This window comes from Solibacillus kalamii (genome assembly GCF_002174535.1).
Lineage (GTDB): Bacteria > Bacillota > Bacilli > Bacillales_A > Planococcaceae > Solibacillus > Solibacillus silvestris.
Window position 1 is genome coordinate 15,097 of the sequence record NZ_NHNT01000003.1, and the last position, 25,825, is coordinate 40,921.

Sequence of the window (25,825 nt, forward strand, 5' to 3'; positions counted from 1 at the left end):
ATTTTGATTGAATTAAATAAAAATCTCATTGAAAGCTTTATAAATAAATTTTTTGTAAATTGTCTCGGGAAAGTCTTCTACACCATTTTTGGCAAAAATGATATCACGTTTCGCGGCAACTTCATCTTTCTCATAGTAAGAAGCTAATGCCCGTACAGCAAAGAATTGATAATATTTGGCTAGATCAATGGGATGGTGTAAGTAGTCAGGAATGGTTAAAGCAGTACCGATTTGGAGTGCTTTCGAGTAGTTTTGTAATTTAAATTCCGCATACATCTCTTCACCGATGAAGATAGGATTTTTAAATAAAAATAAGTAATCCTGCAGTTTTGTTTTATAATGGTCAATTTCCGGAACGATTTGTGTGTATTTCTTTTCAACAATGTTCATATAATGCAGCTTGCTGTATAAATAACGTACAGATATCGCCGGATCGTCAGCAAACTCTGATAAAAGCATTAATTTTTCTATGTACTCTTTACATTTATTAATATCCTCATTTGCAATGGATTGAATAAACAACAAATGATAAAAGCGGTCCATGCGATAAAATATTTGCTTCTTTTTTGCCATATTTAATGCCTTTTGTAAATAATGATCTGACATTCTGGTATTATCTACTGCCGAATAGGAAATCGTTAAATTATAGTATAAATCAAGGATTACCATCGGGTCCATCATCAGTTCAAAAGGTTCAATCCGTTTTTCTCCTTGCTTTAATATAGCTAATGTTTCATTGTAGTTACGCTGTTCGATCGCAGCCTGGCATAAATAAAAATAACAGCGAAGCATTCGACTATATGCATGAATCTCTTCGTATTGATCGATAAACTTCCAATATTCATCAAGTGATTTGGCTTTGTTAATCGTACGGTTCATTAAAAAATAAACTTCTCTTAATCGAATTTGTTCATAGTTTGTACCTTGAATTTCCGATAAATACGGTTCGATTTTTTCGATTATTTTTATCGTAAGTGATTGGAGTTCTTCAGGGTCGCGAATGAGCTTTCTACGCTCTACATCTTCTTCGATTGTGGTATACAAATTTCTGAGCATTGTGAGTGTCCCGTCATCTATCAGATAATCGACATCGACATTTAATTGATTGGCAATAAAACGAAGGCTTTCCATTGAAGGTTGTGCTTTACCATTCTCAATTAAACTTAGCATACCTTTCGTTAAACGTTCCCCTACTACCTCTGTTTGAGTTAATTTCTTCTGTTTTCTCAGCTTTTTGATGCGTTCACCTAGTATATTCAATATTTCACCTACACTTCTTAACTGAATATTCTTATTAAACTATGAATACAGAATTTTTACAATATCTTAACTTAAAGTTTAATGATTTAAACGCCAAAATAGTTAAAAAAGAATGTACTGCACTTGGCAATACATTCCTTTAGTATAGTGAGATAGCAATTTCAATGAGTAAATTGAATTTATTCGTTAAAAGTATTTTTCGGTATAAACATTATATCTTTAAAATTTTTGGAAAAAGTTTAATTTTAAATAACATTAGCTCTGTTACTATTTAACAAACTATTATGAATTTGCAATAATCGCCTCAATAAAGGTTTTCCCGTACTTTTCCAGTTTGCTTTCCCCAACACCGCTAACCTCTATAAATTGAGTGCTGTTTTTAGGTTTTCGTACACACATATCTTTTAATGATTTATCTGAAAAAACAACAAATGGAGGCACTTTCTCATGGTCGGCGATTTCTTTCCGTATTTTACGAAGCACTTCAAATAGTGGATCATTAGGCTCGACGGTTGATTCAATAATCCGTGCTTCCTTACGTAATACCTTTTTTTGCCCAAGTAATACTTCTTTTCCCGAATCAGAAATGGATAACGTAGGGAACTGTCCATTATTTACAACAATCAGTTTTTCTGAAATTAAAAATTCGATAAAATTGGCGATTTCTTTCGCATTCATTGCCCGTAAAATGCCATATGTCGGCAACTTTTGGAAGTTGAATTCAAGTACTTTTTTGCTGCGCGACCCTGCTAATACTGAAGCTGTTAGCTGCTTCCCGAATTTTTGCCCCATTCTAACGATACAGGATAATACTTTTTGGGCATCAGTTGTCACATCCAGTTGCGGACGGTTATCTGTACAATTTGCACATCTGCCGCAATCTTGCCCTGCTTCGTCTCCAAAATATTCGATAATATAACTTTGTAGACAACGCTCTGTATGACAGTAATCAATCATGGCATGCAGCTTTTGCAGTTCAAAAGGAATTCGAGAGCGATCTTGTGCCTGATCGATTAAAAAACGCTGCGTTTGTTCGTCGGAAGAGCTGTAAAGTAATATACACTCACTATCCAGTCCATCACGTCCTGCACGGCCGGCCTCCTGATAATAGCTCTCCATATTACGAGGCATATTATAATGAAGCACATAGCGCACATTTGTTTTGTTGATTCCCATTCCAAAAGCATTTGTTGCGACCATTATTTGAACTTCATCATTTAAAAAGCGATTTTGTTCATATGTACGATCTTCCTCAAACATCCCGCCATGGTATTTTCCTGCTGAAAATCCTGCTTTATTCAGCATTTCATAGACCGATTCCACCGATTTTCGAGTTGCCGCATAAATAATACCCGCTTCATTTTCATTTGCCTTCACATATTTTTTTATATAGGCTTCTTTGTTTTCTCCAAGTAAAACAGAAAACGATAAATTTTCACGTGCAAAGCCGGTAATGAAAGTATTTTCCTTTTCAATGGAAAGAAGCTGTTGAATGTCGGCACTCACCTCTTCAGTAGCCGTTGCAGTCAATGCAATAACGGTTGGTTTCTTATCCCATAAATGTAGCAGTTGCTGAATTGAACGGTAACTTGGACGAAAATCATGCCCCCACTGTGATATACAATGGGCTTCATCAATGGCTAATAATGGTACATTTATTTGTGCTAGTTCATTGCAAAAGCGCTCATTTTCAAGTCGTTCCGGTGCAATGTACAGCAACTTGATTTTTCCGCTTTGCACCCCATACATAACATTTTGCACTTCTTCATAACTGAGCGAACTATTTATATAAGCCGCTGAAATTCCGCTGGATACAAGCATATCTACCTGGTCTTTCATAAGAGAAATCAGTGGTGAAATAACAAGTGTCGTTCCTTCCATACATAGTGCTGGAATCTGATAGCAAAGGGATTTACCGCCGCCTGTAGGCATAATAACAAGCGTATCGTTATTATTTAATACATTATCGATAATTTGAGTTTGACCAGGACGAAAAGAGTCATAACCAAAATTTGTTTTTAAATGTTGTAATGCTAGTGAAATCATAATCCCTCCTCAATAACTTCAATTTCTCTATTATACATGCAAATAAAAATTCGTAAAAGGACTTCAAGTTAACATAATATATTTATAGTATTTTAGATAATGTTGGTGAACATAATAAAATCTTCAGTCCCCTTTTTCAATTGTTTTCGATATATTTAGAATAAAACCCTTTCTAAATAGGCAAACAAATTATTTGCATGATTTTCTTCTTTCCTTTATTTCTTAGTGACTTTTTTTGTTTTATAAATTTAATATATACTGTCGGATAATATGTATAATGAAAATGAGAATTGCCGAATTGCAATTCTCATTTTCCAAATATGGCGATAATATAATTTTTACTTTTCGAGTTGGTACAGCCGTCTAAAACAAGATGATTTTCTTCGAACCCTATAGAACTGCATGTAAATTGCTCCGTTTTCAACAGCAATACCTTTGTCTTCATGTTTTAAATTCCATAAATTTTGCCTACAGTTCATTGAATAGCCGGGAGCTGACCTATTAAAAATAAATGGAATGGAGGTACTGTTTCTATTCCCTGCTTATTGGAAAGGTGAACTTTTGGTACCTTTACTTCCAGTCGTTGCTCGCCTTTTAAAAAATTTTCACCGATTACTTTAAAATGCTGCTGTTCTTGTACAAATGTGAGACGCCCGCACCTCTTTTTTTGTCCGTCCTCCCCATTTACAAAATAATAGACCCCTTCTTTTCGCGCATCCTTTACTTAATAACCTTTAATGTGTTCCTATATTTTGTGCAGCGCTTGTACCCCATCATCCGAAGCGGGGTAAATAATTTCCGTATGTATTTAACCCTTACCATAATTGTATTATGTAAACTAAATTTACTTACTTGAATAAAAAAAGTGACTGAACGGATTCAGACACTTTTCCATTATACTGTTTTCTTTCGCTTTTGCATCCCGATGATCGAAAATGACATAAAAGCGAATAATATGACGGTAAACCATTTCTTAATGTAATGAGTACCGGTCATATCATACACAATACCAATGATGAGGCGGACGATCGTACGCATCATAAAATCACCCGATAATACCATTGAACTCCATTCATTCGCTTCAGCCTTAGTTTTTGCTTCATCTATTGGAAGGATTAAACCAATTGGGAATTATGCCTCGTTTCTCTTTTACTATCTGGAAAGCAAAACCCATTAAAAATGTGTGACAACTAATTAATCACGTTTAGTGAGATTCATTTATTTCCGATACGCTGTTATTTAATTTAGCACTAAGACATGCTATAATAGAAACATTGTGTGCAAAAGAGAATTCTCTTTTTTAAGCAATCGAAAATACAACGAAACAATTCAAGGAGGTACTTGCATGATTCAAGTATCAGGTGTAGGTCTACGTTATGGTGACCGTAAATTATTTGACGATGTAAATATTAAATTCACTCCAGGTAACTGTTATGGTCTAATCGGAGCAAACGGTGCTGGTAAATCGACATTCTTAAAAATCTTATCTGGTGATATCGAGGCACAAGAAGGCCACGTATCAATGGGTAAAGATGAGCGTCTTTCAGTATTAAAGCAAAACCACTTCGAATACGATGAATTCAACGTATTAGATACAGTTGTAATGGGTAACAAACGTCTTTGGGAAGTAAAAGCTGAAAAAGATGCAATCTATATGAAACCGGAAATGACAGACGAAGATGGTATGCGTGCTGCTGAACTTGAAGGCGAATTCGCTGACATGAACGGTTGGGAAGCTGAATCTGATGCTGCCACACTTTTAAACGGTTTAGGTATCGGCGATGACTTGCACTACATGATGATGGCTGACTTAGAAGGTTCTGACAAAGTAAAAGTATTACTAGCGCAAGCTTTATTCGGTAAGCCGGACGTATTACTACTGGATGAGCCTACGAACCACTTGGACTTAAAAGCGATTAAATGGCTGGAAGAGTTTTTAATTAACTTTGAAAACACAGTAATCGTTGTATCCCATGACCGTCACTTCTTAAATAAAGTATGTACACATATCGCTGACTTAGACTTTGGTAAAATTCAGCTTTATGTTGGTAACTACGATTTCTGGTATGAGTCAAGTCAATTAGCGCAAAAAATGATGGCAGACCAAAACAAGAAAAAAGAAGAGAAAATTAAAGAATTAAAAGAATTCGTTGCACGTTTCTCTGCAAACGCATCGAAATCTTCTCAAGCAACGTCTCGTAAAAAAATGCTTGATAAGATTGAGCTGGATGACATCCGTCCTTCAAGCCGTAAGTACCCGTTCATCAACTTCCAAACTGGTCGTGAAATCGGGAATGACGTATTAACAGTTGATGGCTTAACAGCTTCACAAGATGGCGAAACATTATTCAAAGACATCCGCTTCTCAATGAACAAAGAAGATAAAATTATCCTTTTAGGTTCACCAAATGCAAAATCTGCATTTATGGATATTTTAATGGGTCGTAAACAAGCAGATGCCGGTACGTATAAATGGGGAGTTACAACATCTCAAAGCTACTTCGAAATGGATCACGACCAATACTTTGGCGGTAACGAAAAGTCATTAGTTGAATGGTTACGCCCTTATTCTCCGGAAGATGAAACTGAATCGTTCTTACGTGGTTTCTTAGGCCGTATGCTATTCTCTGGTGAAGAAGTGAAGAAATCTCCTGCTGTACTTTCAGGTGGAGAGAAAGTTCGCTGTATGCTTTCAAAAATGATGCTTTCAAACTCGAACGTATTATTATTGGATGAACCAACAAACCACTTAGACTTAGAATCAATTCAAGCACTGAATGAAGGTTTAATCCGCTTTAAAGGTGCGATGATCTTTACATCACATGACCACCAATTCATTCAAACAATTGCAAACCGCGTAATCGAAATCCGTGAAGACGGTTCTATTTTAGATAAACCATTAACCTATGATGAGTATCTAGAGTGGAAAGATGCACAAGGTTTAAATTAATAAATGAGAAAGAAGGATGCAGTTAATCTGCCATCCTTCTTTTTATTTAGCTACTTATTCAGTAATCTTATCTTTATAAATAATTTGGAAAAATTATGTAAAAACAAAAAAACTGCGTACTTCTATACGCAGCTTCGGAATTTTTACTATTATAGTTTGATTACATTCGATGCTTGTGGTCCGCGGTTGCCATCAACAACTTCGAACTCAACTTTTTGTCCTTCTTCCAATGTTTTGAAACCTTCACCTTGAATTGCAGAGAAGTGCACGAATACATCGTCTTCCCCTTCTAATTCAATGAAGCCAAAACCTTTTTCTGAGTTAAACCATTTTACTGTACCTTGTTTCATCACTTAATACCTCCAAAAATAAAAGTTAACAATTAAAAAACCAAATAAAAAAACACATATTACAAGAGTACCGATCAACTAACTCGATTACTGTTTGTAATATGTGAAGCCATTGTATTCGGTCAATCTTTCAATTGTTAAATATAGTATATAGATCATAATAATGACTGTCAATTACCATTTGGCAAATTAAGCAAATTTTCAATTTAATGTAGTTATCGTGTAATCGCTTCTGGCGTTAGTACAATAATGCCATGATATATTTGGGCATCATCATCACAGGCTTCACAAAATTCACATTCATCCTCTGACCAAAATGCATAAAATCGTTCATTTTTATGTGCTTCAAACTCATATTTGTTACGAAACTGAGCAAGCAAATGATTCAATGCCATTTGGAATTGCTGCTCTGTATCAAATTGTTTCGTTGATACAATATACTCTTCCCAACCGTCAAATTGCCACCAAGGCTCATAATCTGCCTTCATATAAATAATTTTATACATATACATTATCCTTTCTTTCTCTATATTTTATACACATTTACCCCCATTGTCTAATAATGCTCATCATAATTAGGGGAAGATTGGAAATGATAATATTTGTTCCGCTTTTCAAATCTTTTTACTTTTTAATAGAGCCAAAACTTGTTACGATTAATAAAAAGCCGCCATAATAAGTTCAGGTAATATATGTGGCTTAAAATAATAATTCCGCTAATATTTCTGCGATATTGTAAGAAACAGTGAAACTTTTTTACGTTTCATACGTATCAATAGTATCGAGTAAAGGAGGTATGACAATGCTTGGTCCTATAAATTTTCTAACACGCCATCTAATTAATGTATTGGTTTTTTCGACAGCTGCCACACTAACGTTTGTTAATTTTACCGGCATAACAACGATGCTGGCATTACCTCTTGGAGCAGCAGCATATTTCATCAGTAATAAAATAACATACGCTATTCAGAAAACAACACAAAGTAAAAAAATTGGGCTTTCTAAATCGGAATACAATTTAATCGAAGCACAATTAAAACAGGCCCGTTCACATATTCAGGCATTAAATCAGCAATATGTCAGAGTGCGTTCGGTACGTGCTTTTAAGCAAATAAATGAAATGTCCAAACTAGCAAAACGTATTATCAATATTGTGCAAACAAACCCTCAAAAGTTTTATGCAGTGGAAGATTTCTTCTATGCACATCTTCCTTCAGCCGTACAGCTGTCTGATAAATATACGTTACTGACAAAGGAACAAGTACCTGGTACGGATGTACATTTAGCGTTGGAGGATACACGCAGAACGCTGAAAGATCTCCAAATAACAATGGAATCGGATTTAAAAAGTGCTTTATCTTCGGATATCGAAAACTTAAAAATTGAACTCGACTTTGCTAAATTGTCGAATGAAAAGCGTAAAGATCGATTAAAAATCGGCGGTGAGTAACAAATGAATATGACAAATAATCCATTTGATGCCTTTACAGCAAGTGAAAATGTTGACTTGCAAGTAAGTAAAGAACAATTTGCGGTGAACGTTGCAAACAATGCAGCCTCACCGCTTTTCGCATCATTATCCAATGATATGAAACAACGGGTATTGCAATTAGCCCAAAATTTAGAGCCGAAAAATTACGAAACAGTTCTTTCATTTGGTTTACCTGCACAAGAAGCATTGAAAAAATTTACAACACAAATGCTGCAGTATATTCAGCGCAAAGATGTCCGGAAAGTCGGTGAAGTATTATCCGATTTAATGCAGCATTTAGAAATGATTGACCCGGATGCATTAATCGAACAGGAAAAAGGGTTCTTTGCAAAACTCTTCAGCCGTCCGACACAGTCTATTCAAGAGATTATGACCCATTATAACAAATTGAGTAAACGCATCGACCGCTTGAGCATCCAATTGGAATATAACCAAAATGCGTTATTAAACGATTACCAGTTTTTGAATAAACTATATGCAATAAATGAAGACTATTTCCAGGAAATTAATGTTTATATCGCGACATTGGAAATAAAAAAACAGCATATGCGGGATATCGTCCTACCTTCAATGCAAAAAGAAATTGTAGAAGGTCAAAATCCTTTTAAACAGCATGAATTGAAAGACATTGAAATGCAAATCGAGTGGATTGACCGCCGTATGTATGATCTGGAACTATCGCGGGAAGTGGCAATCCAATATGCACCGCAAATTCGAATGATTCAGCAAACGAATCAAATGTTAATCGAAAAAATTCAAAGTTCGATTATGACGACTATCCCTCTATGGCAGTCCCAAATTGCGATGTTATTAAATATGAACAATCAGCGTCGTGCAATACGATCTCAGGAACGGCTAATGGATGCTTCGGAACAATTGATGCGTAAAAACGGTAAAATGCTGGAAGTGTCCAAAAAAGCGGCGAATCGCCCTGCATTATCCCATAGTGACATTGACAGGTTTAAACAGACCCAGATGCAATTACTGCACGATATTGAAGATACATTACGTGTACATGTAGAGACAGACGAAAAGCGCCATGAAATTGAGCATACAATATTAGAACAGAAATAAAAAAGGTGTGTGAAAAGCCATAATGACTTTTCACACACCTTTTTATTTTTAAGCGAAGTAGTCTTTGTAAAATCCGCCAACTTCACCCGTGTTGTCGATTACAAAAATGAATTCTTCTGTTTCGTTTTTCACTTCATATTCTTTACCTACTGTTAATACGTTTGATACTAAATATTTTGATGCGTCTGTATGTACACACTTTACTGTGCGAATTGTCGGTGCATCTTTCCATTTTAAATGTAGCATGTTGTTCCCTCACTTTTAACTAATATCGATACTCTCCTATTTTATATGATTTTCCTGCCAGTGGAAAGCGCGTTGTAGTAAAAATCAACTTTTCTTGTTTCTTATTTAAATACATAGGCGCCGTACACATTAGAAATTGATTTAATTTATCGCTGTTTCCGGTATTTGATTGAACTACTATTCCATGTTAAACTTTCAAACAGAGGTGGAATTTATGGCATTTGGTAGTATTCCAATGTGGTTTTTCGCAATTGTAATTGCTTTTGCAATTGTATTTATTTTAATAAGCGAATGGAATTCACGAAAATAAGCTCGCATTTGACTGCGAGCTTTTTGCTATTACCTTAATGTTCGTTTCAAAAACTCTTTTGTCCGGTCGTGTTTTGGGTTTACAAGCAATTGTTCAGGAGTGCCTTCTTCTACGATAACCCCTTTATCCATGAAGACAATGCGGTCAGAGACTTCCTTGGCAAACTCCATTTCATGTGTAACGATCAGCATTGTATTTCCTTGGTCCGCCAGGTGGCGCATTACCTTTAATACTTCCCCCACCATTTCAGGATCAAGCGCTGATGTCGGCTCATCAAACAGCATTACATCGGGATCCATCGCTAATGCACGGGCGATAGCGACACGTTGTTTCTGTCCACCGGATAAATGTTTCGGTTTCGCATTTTTATAGGCACTCATACCGACAAGCTCCAAATATTTCATCGCATTTCGTTCTGCTTCCTCTTTTGAACGCTTCAACACTTTCATTTGGCCAACAATACAGTTATTAAGTACATCCAAATTATTGAATAAATTGAACTGCTGAAATACCATCCCTAAATGTGTACGGTACTTTTCAATTTGATGAACGTCATTTAAAATATTTTCACCGTTATAGATAATTTCCCCTGCTGTTGGTGTTTCGAGTAGATTAATGCAGCGTAACAAGGTAGATTTCCCTGAACCTGAAGAGCCGATCAATGTTACGACTTCCCCTTTGTTTACCTGGAAATTTACATCTTTCAATACTTCATGATCACCGAATTTTTTATTTAAATGGTTAATATCAATTACAATTGTCATTTTATTCACCATCCTTATCTAGCTTGTTGCCTGTAATGAGCTCCACTTTATAAGAAGACGGACCGTCCATCTTCTTCTCGAATAATAGTAAGAAGCGAGTTACAGTAAATGTCATTATAAAGTATAAAATTGTCGCGATAAAGAATGCTTCAATATATTTATAATTACTGCCCGCAATTGAGTTTGCAGTAAAGAACAGTTCCACAACCGAAATGACACTTAATACAGATGAATCTTTAATATTCATAACGAACTGATTCCCTGTGGCAGGCAAAATATTGCGTGCTACTTGCGGCAGGACAATATGAATCATCGTTTGCAGGTGATTCATTCCAATCGCCTGTGCAGCCTCAAATTGGCCTTTATCTATTGAGACGATACCACCACGCACATACTCGGCCATATAGGCTCCTGTGTTTAAGCTGATTACGATGGAAGCTGCTAGAAAGCGGTCAATATCAATTCCTAAATAAACGAGACCGTAAAATACGACCATTGCCTGTACCATCATAGGCGTGCCTCTGAAAATTTCCACATAAGCCGTTAAAATAAAATTAACTACTTTGAGAAGCGCCGTTTTAATATTTTTTTTGCGTTGTGGAATTGTGTGTATAATTCCAATAAAAAATCCGATCAGAGTTCCGCAAATTGTCCCGATAATTGCCAATAGAAGTGCAGTCCAAGCACCACGTACGAATAAATCCCAGTTGTTCGTAAACAAGTTCCATGATGATTCTAAAAATGCCATCGCCTTGTCCTCCATTTCTTTCTTTGTTTCTACTATTTATGTATGAAACCATAATTTTAATAGAAAAAGGTTGTCTTCCGTTTGCCGGCAAGACAACCTCATCAAAACTGTTAATGCGACACAAATTATTGTGCTGCTGGTTGATTTGCAATTGCGTCTTCCATTAGTTGTTGACGCTCTTCTTCCGAAATTTCAGCTAATACTTTGTTAATTTGTTCACGTAAATCTGATCCCTTTTTCAAACCTACTGCTACAGCTGTTGACGCTTCGTCTGCTTCGAAGTTTGGCTCAGGCACGATGTATTTAATATTATTCAGTGCCATTTCAGCAGAAATACCTTCTGGACGTTCTGAAACATATCCATCAATCGCACCTGACTGTAATTGCACTCGCATAGCACCAAAATCAGTTGCCGCTACTTGTTTTTGAACACCTTCGATTTGGTCGATTACATTATAATGTGTTGTCGCTTGCTGACCTGTAATTTTTGCACCTGCAAAGTCAGATAACGAAGTTGCATTTGCATATGGACCGTCTTCTTTTACAACAATGACATAGTCACTTGTGTAATAGTTTTCTGTGAAATCAATTACTTCCTTACGTTCAGGCATTGGTGACATACCTGCGATTACCAGATCAATGGCACCTGATTGTAATGATGGAATTAAGCCATCCCAGTCTGTTTTAACAATTTGTAATTCCATGTCCAGACCTTCTGCAATTTTTTTCGCAATTTCCACATCATAGCCTGCTGCATATTCCTTTGAACTTGCAATTTGAACTCCGCCATTGGCATCATCTTTTTGTGACCAGTTAAAAGGGGCATACGCTGCTTCCATACCAATTTTAATAACTTTTTTGTCTGAATCAGAACCGCTTGTAGTACCTTCATCGCTTGAACCACACGCTGCTAACAATAGCATTGTCATAGCAGTCAGTAAAATTAATAGTCTTTTTTTCATAGAAAATCTCTCCTTTTTTGTTAAATTTCGGGGTTAACGTATACAAAAAACGACCTAAAAGAAGAACTTTAGGTCGTTTAAATTATAATTAGCCCGAATCCTCTACAGTTCCCATTTTGAGATAGCACAACTCAACCATCAGGGATATAGATGATTGAGACAGTTCTGCAATTGTTCACTGCAGACCCAGCATTGTAAAATTGAGCATTTACAACACTTCGGCGATATTTCCTTCTCTTATATTTCACAGCCAGCTCATGGCTCCATATAAGACTGTTAAGTATCGCGCCTCTACCTCACGAGAAAGTGAGGTTTTGATATGAAATTGATATGTTTATATTACATTATTGCGACATTTCCGTCAACAATCATTTTTCTGAAAGTTAGCTGTAAAAAAAGCTAATGCGCAATATATAACATACTGCGCATTAGCATAGAAGATACTATTAAGAATTTAATAATAAATCTTCTGGGTTTTCGATCATTTCTTTAACTGTTTTTAAGAAGCCAACAGAATCTTTACCATCGATGATACGGTGGTCATAAGATAATGCTACATACATCATTGGACGAATTTGAACTTCACCATTAACAGCTACTGGACGGTTTACGATTGAGTGCATACCTAAAATACCAGCTTGAGTACCGTTCATGATTGGTGTAGACATTAATGAACCGAATACACCACCGTTAGTGATTGTGAATGATCCGCCAGCCATGTCGTTTAAGCCTAATTTTTTGTCGCGTGCTTTACCAGCTAATTCCGCAATGTTTTTCTCGATTTCAGCAAAGTTTTTCGCATTTGCATCACGAACTACTGGTACTACTAAACCTTCTTCTGTTGATACAGCAATACCGATATCGAAGAAGTTGTTTAAGTGAATTTCATCACCGTTAATTTGTGCATTTACATATGGATATTTCTTTAATGCTGCTACTACAGCTTTTGTGAAGAATGACATGAAGCCTAATTTAATATCGTTAGCTTTCACGAACTCATCTTGTTTACGCTTACGTAATGCCATAATGTTCGTCATATCAATTTCGTTGAAAGTAGTTAACATTGCAGTTGATTGTTTAACTTCTAATAAACGTTTTGCAATTGTTTGACGACGACGGCTCATTTTTTCAACTGTTACACGGTCTGTATCAGCTGCTGGTGTAAAGATCATTGGACCATTGCCTGCTGCTGGTGCTGGAGCTGCTGCTGGAGCCGCTGGAGCTGTACCATGTGCTGCAACGTCTTGTACACGTACACGACCTTGTGGATCAACTGGTGAAATTGCTGCTAAGTCGATACCTTTTTCACGAGCTAATTTACGTGCTGCTGGTGAAGCGATTACACGCTCACCTGAAGTTTCTTCAACTGCAACTGGTGCTGGTGCTGCTGCTTTAGGAGCTTCTTCTTTTGCTGGAGCTGCTGCTGGAGCTTCTTCTTTTGCAGCTGGTGCTGGTGCTTCGCCTTCGCCTGCTTCAACTACTGCGATTACTTGTCCAACTAATACAGTATCGCCTTCTTCAGCTAAAATTTGTTTTAAAACGCCTGCTTCTTCAGAGATAATTTCAGCATTAACTTTATCAGTTTCTAACTCAACGATGAATTCGCCTTTTTCTACGCGATCTCCAACTTTTTTCACCCATTGGGCAATTGTTCCTTCAGTAATTGATTCTGCTAATTCAGGGACTTTAATTTCAGCCACGTTCATATCCTCCTTTAATTACGCTACACATTCATTGTATAGCAAGCCACTTCTATTTTAAATAGAAGCAGCTCTTTTTAAACAAATCATTTATTACTTTTCAAGTGCTTCGTTCACTAATTTAGCTTGTGCTGCTTTATGTGAATCGCCATCGCCTTCAGAAGTAGAGCTCATTGCAGGACGTCCTACATAGCGTACTTTTTTTCCTTCAGCGATATCATATAATGTTTCAAGAACATATGTCCATGAACCTTGGTTTTTTGGTTCTTCTTGTACCCAAACGATTTCTTTAACATTCGGGAAGCGAGCGATAATATCTTTCACTTGTTGTGCAGGGAATGGGTAAATTTGTTCCACACGAATAATGTGTAAGTGATCAAGCCCTTCGCCGTCTTTCACACGTTCTGCTAAATCGATCATTACTTTACCTGTACCAAGTACTACTTTTTCAACCGCTTCTGTGTTTTTGCCTAAACCTTCTTGCTCGATTACTTCCTGGAAGCGACCATTTGCAAGTTGTTCAGCAGTAGCTGCAGCAAGTGGATGACGTAAAAGTGATTTTGGAGAAACCACTACTAATGGACGTACACCTTCTGTACCTAATAAAGCAGCTTGACGGCGTAATAAGTGGTAGTAGTTGCCTGCATTTGAACAGTTTGCTACGAACCAGTTATTTTCTGCAGATAATTGCAGGAATCGCTCCATACGGCTTGATGAGTGCTCTGGACCTTGACCTTCATAACCATGTGGTAAAAGAAGTACGAATCCAGATTTTTGACCCCATTTAGCACGTGCACTTGAGATGAAGTTATCAAACATTACTTGCGCCATGTTTGCAAAGTCACCGAATTGTGCTTCCCATACAGTTAGTACATTTTGGTTTTCTAAATTGTACCCATATTCAAAACCTACTACACCTGCTTCTGTAAGTGGTGAGTTGTAAACTGTAAATGAAGCGTTTGCACCTTCAATATGATGTAATGGTGTAAATTCAGCACCGTTATTTTTGTCATGTAATACTAAGTGACGTTGAGAGAACGTACCACGCTGTGCATCCTGACCAGTGAAACGAACCGGTGTGCCATCTTGCGTAATTGTTGCATATGCTAAAGTTTCAGCATGACCCCAGTCAATTTTACCTTCAGTAAACGCATCACGACGTTTTGCTAAAATTTTACCTAACTTGTTTTGCGGCTCAAAACCATCTGCAAAGACAAGTAAATCTTCATTTACTTTAGCTAAACGCTCAGCATCTACTTTAGTATCGATTTCAGGGAATTCGATTTTTAGTTCTTCCGGCATATTAGGCGTTACATGCTCGTCTTTTTCTGCCATTTCTTTAACATGATCATACGCAGCTTGCATTTCCGCATAAATAGCAGTATCTAGAGCTTTTACTTCATCAGCAGATAAAATGCCGGCTTCTGCTAGTTCTGCACCATACAATGCACGAATCGGTTCATGTTTTGATACTAATTTATATGTTTCAGGGTTTGTTACTGTCGGATCATCCGTTTCATTATGACCGTAACGGCGGTAACCGATTAAGTCGATAACGATATCCTTTTTAAATTTCGCACGGTATTCCGCTACAAAGCGACCAACAGCTGCCACTGTTTCAGGGCTGTCAGCATTTACATGAATAACCGGAATATCATAGCCTTTTGCAGGGTCAGATGAATAAATAGATGAACGTGAATCATGCAACTCAGTCGTGAAACCGATCATGTTGTTCGCGATAATCTGAACTGTACCACCTGTTGTAAATCCTTCTGTTTGAGAGAAGTTGAATCCTTCTGTCACAATCCCTTGACCAGCAAATGCCGCGTCACCATGTAAAATGATACCGAATGCATTTGATGGATCATGTTTAGCCGTTCCTGCTGCAGATACATCATCTTGAGCTGCACGAACAGAACCGATTACAAGCGGGTTCCCTACTTCTAAGTGTGATGGGTTATAGGCTAATTTAACGTTCAATCCAGAATCATGAGTGTAAGATGCACCCATATGGTATTTAACGTCTCCAGTCCAGCCTTTTGTAATTTCTAATTTACCATCTTCAGGGAAGAATAGATCATTTGAAACGTGGGCGAAATCAGAGAACATCATATCGTATGGTTTGTTTAAAACGTGTGTTAATACGTTTAAACGTCCACGGTGGGCCATACCAATTCGAACATTTTTTACACCTTTAGTTTCAGATGATTTAATAATTTCATCTAAAAGGATGATTTGTGTGTCTAAACCTTCTCCAGAGAAACGTTTTTGACCAACAAATGTTTTATGAATGAATTTTTCAAAGTTTTCAATGCGTGTTAATCGCTCTAAAACTGCTTTCTTTTCTTCAGGTGATAACGTTGCTTTAAACGCTCCGCCTTCAACTTGAGCTTCGATCCATGCACGTTCTTCCGCATTTTGTAAATGTGCAACTTCTACACCTATTTTATCTGTATATACAGATTTTAAATAATCAATTGCTTCCTTACCGTTTGTAACACCTGCAGGAACATTTGCAAAAAATACTGATGCAGGAATAGCTTGAAGATCGGCCGCTGTTAAATTGAATACGCTTTCTTCAATGCGTGAAGTGTCTAATTGACGATTTTTTAGTGGGTATAAATCTGCTGCTAAATGGCCGTTTTCACGAATTGATTCTGCCAATTTAACTGCTGCTAATACTTTTTTGTAGTCTCCAGTACCTGTTACTGCTGCAGTTGCAACCGGTTGTTGACCATCTGCAAATACAGGACCACCGTATGCTTGGAATAATTCTACTAGTTCCGGTTCTACTTCTTCAGGAGATTGCAGGAATAAGTCATATTGCTCTAGTACATAACCTAAGTTAGGACCAGAAAACGCTGACCATGGAGAACCTGCAGGTAATACATTGTTCGACATGAAAATAACCTCCAAATTTTGCCTTATGGCTGTTCCAATAATTTACTCAAAAAAGGATAATATTGTATATTACAATACAAAAATTTCCTTCTTTTGTAAGTAGATAAATTAAGTATTCTCTTTTTATCTACTAAATCAAAGCAAATAATATTTTATCATTCTTCCACACGGACTAAAAGCACATTTATAAACGTCGGAAGAACATTTTTTCCATCTCAATCTTACTACTCTTCACAAAAAATACAACTCTTTTTATCAAATTAAGCAATTTTTTTCGTGAACTATTGAAATAGTAATTAGATTGACTAAAATTATTCATTTTTTAAGAAGTTTTAGGTAAAAAAAGGTACCTTTCTGCAATTTACTTTCTACATCAATTTCCACTTCATATTTATCTGCAAGCATTTTTGTAATACTCAACCCAAGTCCAGTACCTGCAACTTTGTTTGTACGTGATGCATCCACCCGGTAAAACCGGTCGAAAATATGCGGTAAATGCTGTTCTGAGATACCGATCCCATTGTCTTCTAACGTAACTAAGATTGTCGATTGTGAATCATTATAATTGATATTCACATTAAGATTCGGAACATTGCTATTATATCGTATACTATTACTCAAAATATTTCTAAAGATTTGCGCTAAGGCATGCTCAGTAATGGCGGCTGCCGACTTTTCACCGGTAACTGTCAAATGAAATTCAGCGGCAGGATACAGCTGCAATAATTCTTCTTTTACTTGTTCGTATACTTGTTCTATATCAGCAGAAGCATGTTCATCCGCTTGCTCCCTACGTGCCAATTGCAATAGTTCTTCTATCATTTTTCTCATACGTGCAATTTCAGTAATAGAAGTATTTAATGATTCTTCCATTACTTCCGGTTCATCTTTACCCCATCGTTTGATTAATGATAGATGGCCTTCAATTACTTGAATCGGTGTTCGCAGTTCATGCGAGGCGTCTGCAACAAATTGCTGTTGCTTTGTAAATGAAATTTCAAGTTCATTCATTAATGTACGGTACATATGAAGTAAATCGCCAATCTCATCTTTTGCCGTATAATCAAATTTAGGCTGTTCAGTAAAACCGTTTTTTCTGACAAAGCTCATTGCGTCACGTAACTGGACAAGCGGTTTCATTAGCATATTCGCCAAGTAGTAGCTGATCATAACCGAAAATAAAATGGCACCAAAACCAATAATAAAAATCGTCGTCAAAATATAATTCATCATCGATTGAAATGCTGCCAACGGATGAATTAATTGCATAATCCCTTGAAATTGTCCGATTTGAACGACTCGGTGGATGATAAAGCTTTCAGATCCAGCAATCGTCTGTTTTTCGATCATCGTCGAAAAGTAATTTTGATTTTGTGGCAGCTGTGCAGCCGGTGCCGCATCATTAATTCGCATTACTTCGATACCATCCAGATTAAATACGCGTACCGTTTGTTCCTGATTTAAAATGGCTTTCATCAGAGCCGTGTTATTCTGCAGTGCCTGTACTGTAACAGTGTTGCCCTGTGATTCAAAGTAGGTTGTCATATCATCGACCGTCCGCAATGCATTTTTCTCTTCATTATGAATAAGCCAAGTTTGCAAAGCGATATACAGTACAACAGATATTAGGGCATAGCTTACAAAGATCGTTACACCTACCGCAAGCATCCACTTTGATTTTAAAGAAAGGTTCAAAAGTTTGTTTTTCATCATCCTCACCCGCGCATCACATAGCCAACCCCACGTACGGTTTCAATGTACGGAGTATGATCTGTTTGCAGTTTTGTACGCAAATGGCGAATATATACATCGACTACATTAGTTTCTACCTCAGTATCAAATCCCCAAACCTCTTCTAAAATACGTTCCCGTGTACATACAAGGTTTCTGTTTTCCACAAGCAATTTCAATAGATCGAATTCTTTTCTTGTAAGTTCGATTTTATTGTTTTCAAATATTACTTCATAAGCATCTACGTCGATTTCCAACTCCCTTAAAATGAGTTGTTTTGATTTTTGGGCAGGCTGCACTCTCCTTAAGATTGAACGGATCCGCGCCAATAATTCTTCTATCGCAAAAGGCTTCACAACATAATCATCTGCTCCCGCATCCAATCCTGAAACGCGGTCCATTACTTCATCACGTGCTGTAATAAGGAGAATCGGTACATTGCTTGTTTTTCGTATTCTTCTACATACTTCAATCCCATTTAATTGCGGTAGCATTACATCGAGCAAAATACAGTCGAATTGTTCACTTACAGCCAATTCCAGACCAGTTCTCCCATCATATGCAACAACCGTTTCAAATTGCTCGTGCTTAAGCTCCAGTTCAAGGAAACGTGCTATATTTTTTTCGTCTTCAATTATTAAAATCTTCTGTTTCATCAGCTTCCCTCTCTATCAGCAATATATATCATAATTAGTGTACCATTTGTATTTTACAAAAAAAAAGAATACGGAGTATATTTCCGTATTCTTGCAAGTGCTAATTGGAAGACTGCTTTGCCTTGTATAATGCTTGATCCGCTAAATCGATAAGAACGTCTAAACTTATACTGTGTTTTGGATAAATCGAAATCCCCATCGAGGCTGTAGGTGAAAAATGGCTACCTCTAATCAACCATCCGATTTGCAGATTTTCTTTAATCCTGTCCATAATGTGAACAAGTTGGACGGAACGTTCTTTTTCGAATATGGACAACCCTGTTAAAACAATGAGAAATTCGTCACCACCCAACCTTATAACAAGGTCTTCATTTCGTACACTGCGAACGAGCGAATTCCCGAATTGAATTAAAAACTCATCCCCAACATCATGTCCGTATATATCATTTACTTCTTTAAAATTATCTCCGTCAAGATATAAAATTGCCAGGCAAGTACCTGTCTCGTCTGCCTCCTTTTTAAGAAGCGGAAAGTCCTTGTACAGTTTCCGGCGATTACCGAGCTGCGTCAAACTATCATGATAGGCTAAATAAGTTAATTTATCTTCCAGTTCCTTGCGCTCGGTAATTTCTCTTGAAACCATGACAATTTCCGTAATTTCATGATGTGACAAAGCGAACGTTAACGTGTAATTCCCTTCCGTCCAAATCGTACTATTATCTTTTTTATACAAAAGCAATTCAATTTTTTGTTCTTGTACTACATCAACTGTTTCCGGGTTCAATGCTTCGTGCCACAGTTCAACACTTTCCGGCTTCAGCAATCGATCGTACGGTAAACCGATAAGCTCTTCTTCCCGGTAGCCAAGTTTCCTTGAATAGGAAGGTGAAGCATATTTAATTTTGCCGTAGCGGTCTGTTACGACAATAAAATCATTTGTGTTTTCAGTAATCGCTCTGAAATTTCGTTCAATTATATATAGCTCGGACATTAATTGTTTTTCAGATGAAATATTATATTGAACCATTAAAAACTGCTCCACTTCCCCGAGTTCATTTTTCAGGGGAATCATAGTAGAGTCCACCCAATATATCTCACCATTCTTTTTACGATTGCACACTTCCTCACGCCAGATTTCTTCTTTACTTGCTTTTTGCCAAAAACTCATCGAAGCTGAATCGGATAGATACGTTGAGTGAAGAATATGATGCGGTTTACCAATTAATTCATCATGCGTAAAGCCTGTATTTTCAATAACCCGCTCATTAATATCGATTATATTTCCATCTACATCTGTAAATATAACGTCAGCCAATGAATTAATCGCATTTTTGAACATTTCCAGACCATGTGAAGCTGTGCGCAATGCCTGTCCTTGTTTAATAAATTCTGTAATTTCCTGCAATATGATAAATACTGCGATATTTTCACCATTGCTTGTCAACGAGGAAAAGGAAGCAGTAAAACAACGCCGCTCATTATGTTTATCGATGAAAAACAGCATTTTCGATTGAACATTTTCTCCCAGCAGAGCCCGTTTTATATAACTATTCAATTTTTTTGCCGTTTTTCTGTCTATAAAAGGCATGTCTAACATAGTGATCCGGGAAGCATCTTTCACTTGAATATTAAACTCTTCCAAAAATGTTGGGTTTGCTTCAAGTAATTGCAGTTCATTGGAAACTAATATCGTGGATAAAAATGAATTAGAAAATATGGAACGCATAAATAAATATTTATCTTCTAAATCAAGGCTCATCGATACTTCTTTCGTCATGGCCAAAATATAATTTTTCCCGTCTTGTATTACTGGAATAGTTGTCGTTCTTTGTTTTCGAACATTCATTTTTTCATAAGTAAAATCTTCAAATTCAACTTGTCTGTTTTGTTCGATTGTTAAATCATAATAGTGAATAATCGTCTTTGCTAAATGGGACGGGATTACCTGTTCGATCGTTTTGCCGCAGGGATTCGTATTAATCAGATTTACTGCAGCATCGTTGACAAAAATATAACGATACTTTCCATCTATTTTTTCCATGAAGAATACCGCATCATTACTTTTTTTGAATAACAAATTCAATAAATCCATTGAATAAATGGAACTCATCATCCTTGTCCCCCCACTATACTGATGTTTACAGAAAGCTTTCTATTTTATCTTTCACAAAAAGTTTGCATTTCTCATATTGAATTTGCTCTTCTGCTAGCTGAAAATGAACCAATTGAATTTTTTCGTCTTGAAGTTCATATTCATAATCCCCCAGTACCGTTGCATTTCCGATTAGTGCCAATTCCCATCTGTCACCATAGTTCTTAACTTCACACTGAACAAAACCTCCGGGATTATAGACGGTTACTTTACTGTTCGTAATAAATCCTTCAATAGAAGCAATAAGTGCAGAGGCAGTCATTGCCGTACCGCAGGCATTTGTAAAGCCTACCCCCCGTTCAAAAGTTCGGACGAATATTTCATCAGGAGATAACGGCTGGACATAGCTGACATTCACTCCATCCGGGCAATATTCATTTTCACTGTTCAAATAGGCAGCGAGCTGTTCTTGGTGTAACGTATTTTCCATATATTTATGATCAACGATTCCGATTAGATGCGGATTTGGTACAGATATCGCTGTAAAAGGAATATCCATTGAAAAAGCAGGAATAATTTCATGGCGCAATTGTTGTCTATTGTCTACCTTCATTGGCAATGATACTAGTTCAAATGAAATGGGTGAGATTTCTACAGAATATGTAGGTAGTTGTTCAAAAATGGATGCTTCTCGTTTTACTTTCAGACAGGCATGCATTGTTTCGATAACCGCTTCATCTACATTTAATTTTTCGCAAACATACCGCGCGACACAGCGTAACCCGTTCCCGCACATCGAAGCTTCCGAGCCGTCCGCATTAATGACACGCATTTTTGCATCTGCAACGGAAGATGGGAGCACGATTAATAAGCCATCCGCTCCCCCATCATTGGAGTGATGACAAAGCTGTTTCGCGATATTCACAAAATTAAATTGTTCATCATATAATGCTTCGTATAAATAAAATGTATTTCCCGAACCATGTACTTTCGTTAATTGGATACTCATATTTTGTGCCTCCACGTTCTCTCTTATTTTATTATATTATACTGTCAAAAAATTCATCTTGTCATTAATAGTTTTTATTGACGCATTTTTCTGAATATATCGACTTTTAGCAGAAAAAAATGTTTTTTTCGAGCTTGAAAGTTGCGACAAGAGAATATATTATAATAAACTGTAGATATATTTCTTATTTCGATATTGTTATTAATTGTCTAGGATAGAGCGAGACATACGAATTATGCATAATAGTTTAACGTCAAATTCTTTTAGGTAAGATCAAGCTCGAAATGACTACTGCCTTATGATAAAGAACCTTTTAGCATTAGAAGATTATTTGCACCATTTCTTTAACAACAGGCTCTACCATTTTCTTCTTAAAAGGAGGCGTTTCACATGTTAAAACAGAGAGAACTTCATGAAACAGCAGAATTATACGAATTATTACGTCATCCGTCTGTGTTTCCATTCGTACGTCAGAAAGCGACTTCAGCAGAAGAGTACTTATTTATGACTAAACAATTGATAGAAGAAGAGCAAAACGGATTAACGATTTCACGTACAATTGTAGATGATTGGGGTGCTCCAATCGGAACAATCAGTATTTTTGATATCCAAGATGGCGCCGGCTTCTTAGGAACATGGATCGGCAAACCATATCAAGGCATCGGTTATAATCAGAAAGCGAAATTAGCGTTTTTAAATGAACTATTTTTCGACTATGATTTCCATACCGTTTTCTTACGCATCCGGGAAGAAAATGCACGCTCACAAGCAGCCGCATTGAAATTACCTTATGTAGTAGATGCCGAGCAAACAAATCCGTCTCTTTACAATGAAATTAATCAAGGTGTTAATAAATTCCGTCTTTTTAAAATTCCTAAAGATCTGTTCTATTTAACAACTGCCAATACGCTCGAGCAAGCAGAAGAACAGGCAATGTAAAAAGGAAACTTACATTTGTGACGTGAACATCATCTTTACGCTTATATGATAAAGGCGTCATAAATATTCCAGAACGAAACAAGGGGCTACCTTAAAAGTATGAACTTTTAGGTAACCCCTTTTTATTGATTATTTTTCATATTGAGTAATTAAGGCAACCATTTCTTTTGGAGTTTTCGGATGTTCGACTTCGAGCATCTGATCAATCATTTCTTCCGCTTTCTGTTCAAGCATTTGTATTGCTTCCATGAATGATTCTTTTGTCAATTGTTCCTCGTCCAATACATGTGCAAAGCCTTGTTTTTTAAACAAGTTGGCATTTAATATCTGATCACCACGGCTTTTTGCTGCAGAAAGAGGAATGAGCAGCATCGGTTTATGCAACGCCAAAAATTCGAAAATCGAGTTCGAACCAGCACGCGATACAACAAAATCGGTTGCATACAGTAAATCCGGTAATTCTGTTGTCACATATTCAAACTGACAGTAGCCTTGCAGATTTTCCAATTTTTTGTCGGCGTTCCCTTTACCGCACAAATGGATAATCTGATACTTCTCTAATAGTGATGGCAAATTTTCACGAAGCGCATCATTAATAATAACAGATCCTAAGCTTCCACCCATTACAAGCAGAACTTTTTTTTCGGCTGTAAATCCACATAACGCCAAACCACGCTCACGATTTCCTTCAAATAGCTGCTGACGGATAATCGAGCCAGTGCAAGTTGATTTGTCGTTCGGTAAATGTTTCATCGTTTCTTTGAAAACCGTAAAGATATGGGACGCGAATGGCAGTGAAATTTTATTTGCTAAGCCAGGTGTCACATCCGATTCATGGACAACAACCGGAATATTTGCCAATTTTGCCGCAATAACGACTGGCACTGAGACAAAGCCACCTTTAGAAAAAATTACAGTCGGCTTAATTTTTTTGATGATCGAAAAGGCTTGTGTAACACCTGCCATCACTTTAAACGGATCTGTAAAATTCTGTACTGAAAAGTATCGGCGCAGCTTTCCGCTCGAAATACTGTGATAAGGCAATGAGGGAAATGCATTTGTAATAAGCTCCTTTTCAATCCCATCATGAGAGCCTATATAATGCACATTATACCCCGCTTCCTGCAATGAAGGGATAATCGCTTCATTTAATGATACGTGACCGGCCGTACCCCCGCCTGTTAAAATAATTGTTTTTTCGTTCATAAACTTCTCCTAACAAAGCAAATGTCATTGCATCTATTTTATGCAACAAGACATTTCAACATGCTTCGATATATATCTTATTTATTTGATGTAACATTTTATTTTCAATGATTATTTTTACTACTCTTTTTATAGTTCCTTTTATATTATTTAATATTTGTTCCTGTTTTGTTATTCTAAAAAAATAATTTTACTGTTTATCACTTCTATTCATGCGAATTATACACCTTTTTTTATAAGGCTTTTAAAAGTATACCGTATATTGTAGCACATTTTGGCACTTTATAAAGCATTTCTCTAAAAATGGGTGTTTTCACATACAAAATTATAAAGGCCAAAAGAAATAATAAATTTCCCTAAAAATATTTCTATTGTTTTAAGTATTCGCTCAATAATAAAATAATACCCGAAATAAAAAAACTACCCTTCTCATGTTGAAAAGGATAGTATCTTCATCAAATTACTTTTTTATAAATTGTTGCGTCCAGATATTACCGTCCTTCACATAGCCAACACCAATATGAGTGAAGTCTTTATTTAAAATATTAGCGCGGTGACCTTCAGAGTTCATCCATGCTTGCACAACTTCTTCCGGTGTTCTTTGGCCTTTGGCGATATTTTCACCAGCTGATTTATAAGCAATGCCCAATGCTTTTAAGCGGTCAAACGGGCTGCCGAATGTTGGTGAAGTATGTGAGAAGTAATTTTTATCTTTCATATCCTGAGATTTTTCACGTGCCGCTGCCATTAATGGGCGGTCAATTTGTAGTGCACTTAAACCATTTTTAGCACGTTCTGCATTTGTTAATGCAACAACTTTTTCTTCAATCGCTAAAATTTGATCTGTAGCTGTCAATTCTTTTTGTTCTTGAACTGGAGCCTGTTCAGTTTTAGGTTGTGTTGCAGGTGTTTGTGACTGTGTTTCTGTCGTTGTTGGAGCAACAACTTTTGGCGTTTCGTTGTTTACAACGTTTGTTGGCTCTTTTTCTACTTTCTTGTTAACCTCTTTAGAAGACTCTTTGCTGACATCTTCTGTTGAAGCCGGTTTTTTAACTGTATTTGTCGACACTTCCTGTTTAACGATTGTCCCTTTTTGAGGTGTCGTTTTTACAAGTTTAAAATAATTATTAAGCTTTATTTTATAGTTATATGTTGATTGAACATGATTAGTAGTTGTTGTTGATTTGCCCCCTTCAATTGCATTAGAGCTTGCATTAGCAACGGGTGCTTGAGTTGCAAAAAGTATTACTGCACAAAATGGTAGAACTAATTTTTTCATTTTGTACGCCTCCTCTCGTGATTTCATCGTAAATGAAAAAACGAAAAAAAAAAGGCCTATAAATTGGTAAACTGTCCACCTACCAACTTATTAGCCTTAAAATCTTATAT

Annotated in this window: 21 protein-coding genes and 1 riboswitch; of the genes, 4 read left to right on the top strand and 17 right to left on the bottom strand. The window is 36.6% G+C overall.

What is annotated here, in order from left to right:
* Window positions 1-12: 12 nt before the first annotated feature.
* From CBM15_RS07050 to CBM15_RS19250, 3 genes are all read right to left on the bottom strand, one after another.
* Window positions 13-1,260, bottom strand: coding sequence for a helix-turn-helix domain-containing protein (locus CBM15_RS07050; protein WP_087616643.1), 1,248 nt, complete (start codon window positions 1,258-1,260; stop codon window positions 13-15).
* A 282-nt stretch (window positions 1,261-1,542) separates the two neighbouring features.
* Window positions 1,543-3,306, bottom strand: a complete 1,764-nt coding sequence (recQ, locus tag CBM15_RS07055; protein ID WP_087616645.1) for a DNA helicase RecQ — start codon at window positions 3,304-3,306, stop codon at window positions 1,543-1,545.
* 894 nt (window positions 3,307-4,200) lie between these two features.
* Window positions 4,201-4,344: a hypothetical protein gene (locus CBM15_RS19250; RefSeq protein ID WP_158100192.1), complete on the bottom strand. Its 144-nt coding sequence runs from the start codon at window positions 4,342-4,344 to the stop codon at window positions 4,201-4,203.
* A gap of 307 nt (window positions 4,345-4,651) precedes the next feature.
* Between CBM15_RS19250 and CBM15_RS07060 the strand changes: the two genes are divergently transcribed.
* A complete protein-coding gene (locus CBM15_RS07060; RefSeq protein WP_087616647.1) occupies window positions 4,652-6,256 on the top strand; it encodes an ABC-F family ATP-binding cassette domain-containing protein in 1,605 nt (534 codons plus the stop codon).
* 149 nt (window positions 6,257-6,405) lie between these two features.
* Here CBM15_RS07060 and CBM15_RS07065 read toward each other — a convergent pair whose 3' ends face one another.
* Together CBM15_RS07065 and CBM15_RS07070 are read right to left on the bottom strand one after the other, a co-directional pair.
* Window positions 6,406-6,606 carry a cold-shock protein gene (locus CBM15_RS07065; protein WP_008407248.1) on the bottom strand — a complete coding sequence of 67 codons (201 nt, stop codon included), beginning with the start codon at window positions 6,604-6,606 and terminating at the stop codon, window positions 6,406-6,408.
* Between the two features lie 215 nt (window positions 6,607-6,821).
* Window positions 6,822-7,112: a DUF1033 family protein gene (locus tag CBM15_RS07070; RefSeq protein ID WP_008407249.1), complete on the bottom strand. Its 291-nt coding sequence runs from the start codon at window positions 7,110-7,112 to the stop codon at window positions 6,822-6,824.
* Between the two features lie 296 nt (window positions 7,113-7,408).
* Between CBM15_RS07070 and CBM15_RS07075 the strand changes: the two genes are divergently transcribed.
* Both CBM15_RS07075 and CBM15_RS07080 read left to right on the top strand, forming a co-directional pair.
* The gene (locus tag CBM15_RS07075; RefSeq protein ID WP_008407250.1) at window positions 7,409-8,056 is read left to right on the top strand and encodes a 5-bromo-4-chloroindolyl phosphate hydrolysis family protein; all 648 of its coding nucleotides are present in this window, start codon (window positions 7,409-7,411) and stop codon (window positions 8,054-8,056) included.
* Window positions 8,057-8,059: 3 nt separating this feature from the next.
* Window positions 8,060-9,172, top strand: coding sequence for a toxic anion resistance protein (locus CBM15_RS07080; RefSeq protein WP_087616649.1), 1,113 nt, complete (start codon window positions 8,060-8,062; stop codon window positions 9,170-9,172).
* Window positions 9,173-9,220: 48 nt separating this feature from the next.
* Here CBM15_RS07080 and CBM15_RS07085 read toward each other — a convergent pair whose 3' ends face one another.
* The 10 genes from CBM15_RS07085 to dapF form a co-directional block, all read right to left on the bottom strand.
* Window positions 9,221-9,418 carry a DUF6501 family protein gene (locus tag CBM15_RS07085; RefSeq protein ID WP_008407253.1) on the bottom strand — a complete coding sequence of 66 codons (198 nt, stop codon included), beginning with the start codon at window positions 9,416-9,418 and terminating at the stop codon, window positions 9,221-9,223.
* A gap of 339 nt (window positions 9,419-9,757) precedes the next feature.
* Entirely contained in the window at window positions 9,758-10,492 is a 735-nt protein-coding gene (locus CBM15_RS07090; protein ID WP_087616651.1) for an amino acid ABC transporter ATP-binding protein, read from the bottom strand.
* 1 nt (window position 10,493) lies between these two features.
* A complete protein-coding gene (locus CBM15_RS07095) occupies window positions 10,494-11,240 on the bottom strand; it encodes an amino acid ABC transporter permease (protein WP_087616653.1) in 747 nt (248 codons plus the stop codon).
* Between the two features lie 125 nt (window positions 11,241-11,365).
* Complete coding sequence (locus CBM15_RS07100) at window positions 11,366-12,202, bottom strand: transporter substrate-binding domain-containing protein (RefSeq protein WP_087616655.1); 837 nt, start codon at window positions 12,200-12,202, stop codon at window positions 11,366-11,368.
* 114 nt (window positions 12,203-12,316) lie between these two features.
* Window positions 12,317-12,504, bottom strand: a riboswitch (Lysine riboswitch).
* A gap of 144 nt (window positions 12,505-12,648) precedes the next feature.
* Window positions 12,649-13,902 carry a 2-oxoglutarate dehydrogenase complex dihydrolipoyllysine-residue succinyltransferase gene (gene odhB, locus CBM15_RS07105; RefSeq protein WP_087616657.1) on the bottom strand — a complete coding sequence of 418 codons (1,254 nt, stop codon included), beginning with the start codon at window positions 13,900-13,902 and terminating at the stop codon, window positions 12,649-12,651.
* Window positions 13,903-13,995: 93 nt separating this feature from the next.
* Window positions 13,996-16,803 carry a 2-oxoglutarate dehydrogenase E1 component gene (locus CBM15_RS07110; RefSeq protein ID WP_087616659.1) on the bottom strand — a complete coding sequence of 936 codons (2,808 nt, stop codon included), beginning with the start codon at window positions 16,801-16,803 and terminating at the stop codon, window positions 13,996-13,998.
* Window positions 16,804-17,118: 315 nt separating this feature from the next.
* Window positions 17,119-18,513: a sensor histidine kinase gene (locus tag CBM15_RS07115; RefSeq protein ID WP_087616661.1), complete on the bottom strand. Its 1,395-nt coding sequence runs from the start codon at window positions 18,511-18,513 to the stop codon at window positions 17,119-17,121.
* Between the two features lie 5 nt (window positions 18,514-18,518).
* On the bottom strand, window positions 18,519-19,190 hold the full coding sequence (locus tag CBM15_RS07120) for a response regulator transcription factor (protein WP_087616663.1): 672 nt from the start codon (window positions 19,188-19,190) through the stop codon (window positions 18,519-18,521).
* Window positions 19,191-19,290: 100 nt separating this feature from the next.
* A complete protein-coding gene (locus tag CBM15_RS07125; protein WP_239534666.1) occupies window positions 19,291-21,300 on the bottom strand; it encodes a diguanylate cyclase domain-containing protein in 2,010 nt (669 codons plus the stop codon).
* A gap of 28 nt (window positions 21,301-21,328) precedes the next feature.
* Window positions 21,329-22,291, bottom strand: a complete 963-nt coding sequence (gene dapF / locus CBM15_RS07130) for a diaminopimelate epimerase (RefSeq protein WP_087616667.1) — start codon at window positions 22,289-22,291, stop codon at window positions 21,329-21,331.
* Between the two features lie 390 nt (window positions 22,292-22,681).
* Here dapF and CBM15_RS07135 point away from each other — a divergent pair, with 390 nt between their 5' ends.
* On the top strand, window positions 22,682-23,230 hold the full coding sequence (locus CBM15_RS07135) for a GNAT family N-acetyltransferase (protein ID WP_008407274.1): 549 nt from the start codon (window positions 22,682-22,684) through the stop codon (window positions 23,228-23,230).
* A gap of 129 nt (window positions 23,231-23,359) precedes the next feature.
* Here the strand turns inward: CBM15_RS07135 and CBM15_RS07140 are convergent, their stop codons facing one another.
* A complete protein-coding gene (locus CBM15_RS07140) occupies window positions 23,360-24,436 on the bottom strand; it encodes an undecaprenyldiphospho-muramoylpentapeptide beta-N-acetylglucosaminyltransferase (protein WP_087616670.1) in 1,077 nt (358 codons plus the stop codon).
* A 460-nt stretch (window positions 24,437-24,896) separates the two neighbouring features.
* The gene (locus tag CBM15_RS07145) at window positions 24,897-25,715 is read right to left on the bottom strand and encodes a CAP domain-containing protein (RefSeq protein ID WP_087616672.1); all 819 of its coding nucleotides are present in this window, start codon (window positions 25,713-25,715) and stop codon (window positions 24,897-24,899) included.
* Window positions 25,716-25,825 lie beyond the last annotated feature (110 nt).

What these genes read in the sequence shown, in the direction of transcription:
- CBM15_RS07060 (WP_087616647.1), top strand. Translation starts at nt 4,652, where the DNA reads ATGATTCAAGTATCAGGTGTAGGTCTACGTTATGGTGACCGTAAATTA.
- CBM15_RS19250 (WP_158100192.1), bottom strand. Translation starts at nt 4,344, where the DNA reads ATGCGTACGATCGTCCGCCTCATCATTGGTATTGTGTATGATATGACC.
- CBM15_RS07100 (WP_087616655.1), bottom strand. Translation starts at nt 12,202, where the DNA reads ATGAAAAAAAGACTATTAATTTTACTGACTGCTATGACAATGCTATTG.
- CBM15_RS07120 (WP_087616663.1), bottom strand. Translation starts at nt 19,190, where the DNA reads ATGAAACAGAAGATTTTAATAATTGAAGACGAAAAAAATATAGCACGT.
- CBM15_RS07065 (WP_008407248.1), bottom strand. Translation starts at nt 6,606, where the DNA reads ATGAAACAAGGTACAGTAAAATGGTTTAACTCAGAAAAAGGTTTTGGC.
- CBM15_RS07070 (WP_008407249.1), bottom strand. Translation starts at nt 7,112, where the DNA reads ATGTATAAAATTATTTATATGAAGGCAGATTATGAGCCTTGGTGGCAA.
- CBM15_RS07145 (WP_087616672.1), bottom strand. Translation starts at nt 25,715, where the DNA reads ATGAAAAAATTAGTTCTACCATTTTGTGCAGTAATACTTTTTGCAACT.
- CBM15_RS07140 (WP_087616670.1), bottom strand. Translation starts at nt 24,436, where the DNA reads ATGAACGAAAAAACAATTATTTTAACAGGCGGGGGTACGGCCGGTCAC.
- CBM15_RS07115 (WP_087616661.1), bottom strand. Translation starts at nt 18,513, where the DNA reads ATGAAAAACAAACTTTTGAACCTTTCTTTAAAATCAAAGTGGATGCTT.
- CBM15_RS07080 (WP_087616649.1), top strand. Translation starts at nt 8,060, where the DNA reads ATGAATATGACAAATAATCCATTTGATGCCTTTACAGCAAGTGAAAAT.
- CBM15_RS07075 (WP_008407250.1), top strand. Translation starts at nt 7,409, where the DNA reads ATGCTTGGTCCTATAAATTTTCTAACACGCCATCTAATTAATGTATTG.
- CBM15_RS07085 (WP_008407253.1), bottom strand. Translation starts at nt 9,418, where the DNA reads ATGCTACATTTAAAATGGAAAGATGCACCGACAATTCGCACAGTAAAG.
- CBM15_RS07090 (WP_087616651.1), bottom strand. Translation starts at nt 10,492, where the DNA reads ATGACAATTGTAATTGATATTAACCATTTAAATAAAAAATTCGGTGAT.
- CBM15_RS07110 (WP_087616659.1), bottom strand. Translation starts at nt 16,803, where the DNA reads ATGTCGAACAATGTATTACCTGCAGGTTCTCCATGGTCAGCGTTTTCT.
- dapF (WP_087616667.1), bottom strand. Translation starts at nt 22,291, where the DNA reads ATGAGTATCCAATTAACGAAAGTACATGGTTCGGGAAATACATTTTAT.
- CBM15_RS07095 (WP_087616653.1), bottom strand. Translation starts at nt 11,240, where the DNA reads ATGGCATTTTTAGAATCATCATGGAACTTGTTTACGAACAACTGGGAT.
- recQ (WP_087616645.1), bottom strand. Translation starts at nt 3,306, where the DNA reads ATGATTTCACTAGCATTACAACATTTAAAAACAAATTTTGGTTATGAC.
- CBM15_RS07135 (WP_008407274.1), top strand. Translation starts at nt 22,682, where the DNA reads ATGTTAAAACAGAGAGAACTTCATGAAACAGCAGAATTATACGAATTA.
- CBM15_RS07125 (WP_239534666.1), bottom strand. Translation starts at nt 21,300, where the DNA reads ATGAGTTCCATTTATTCAATGGATTTATTGAATTTGTTATTCAAAAAA.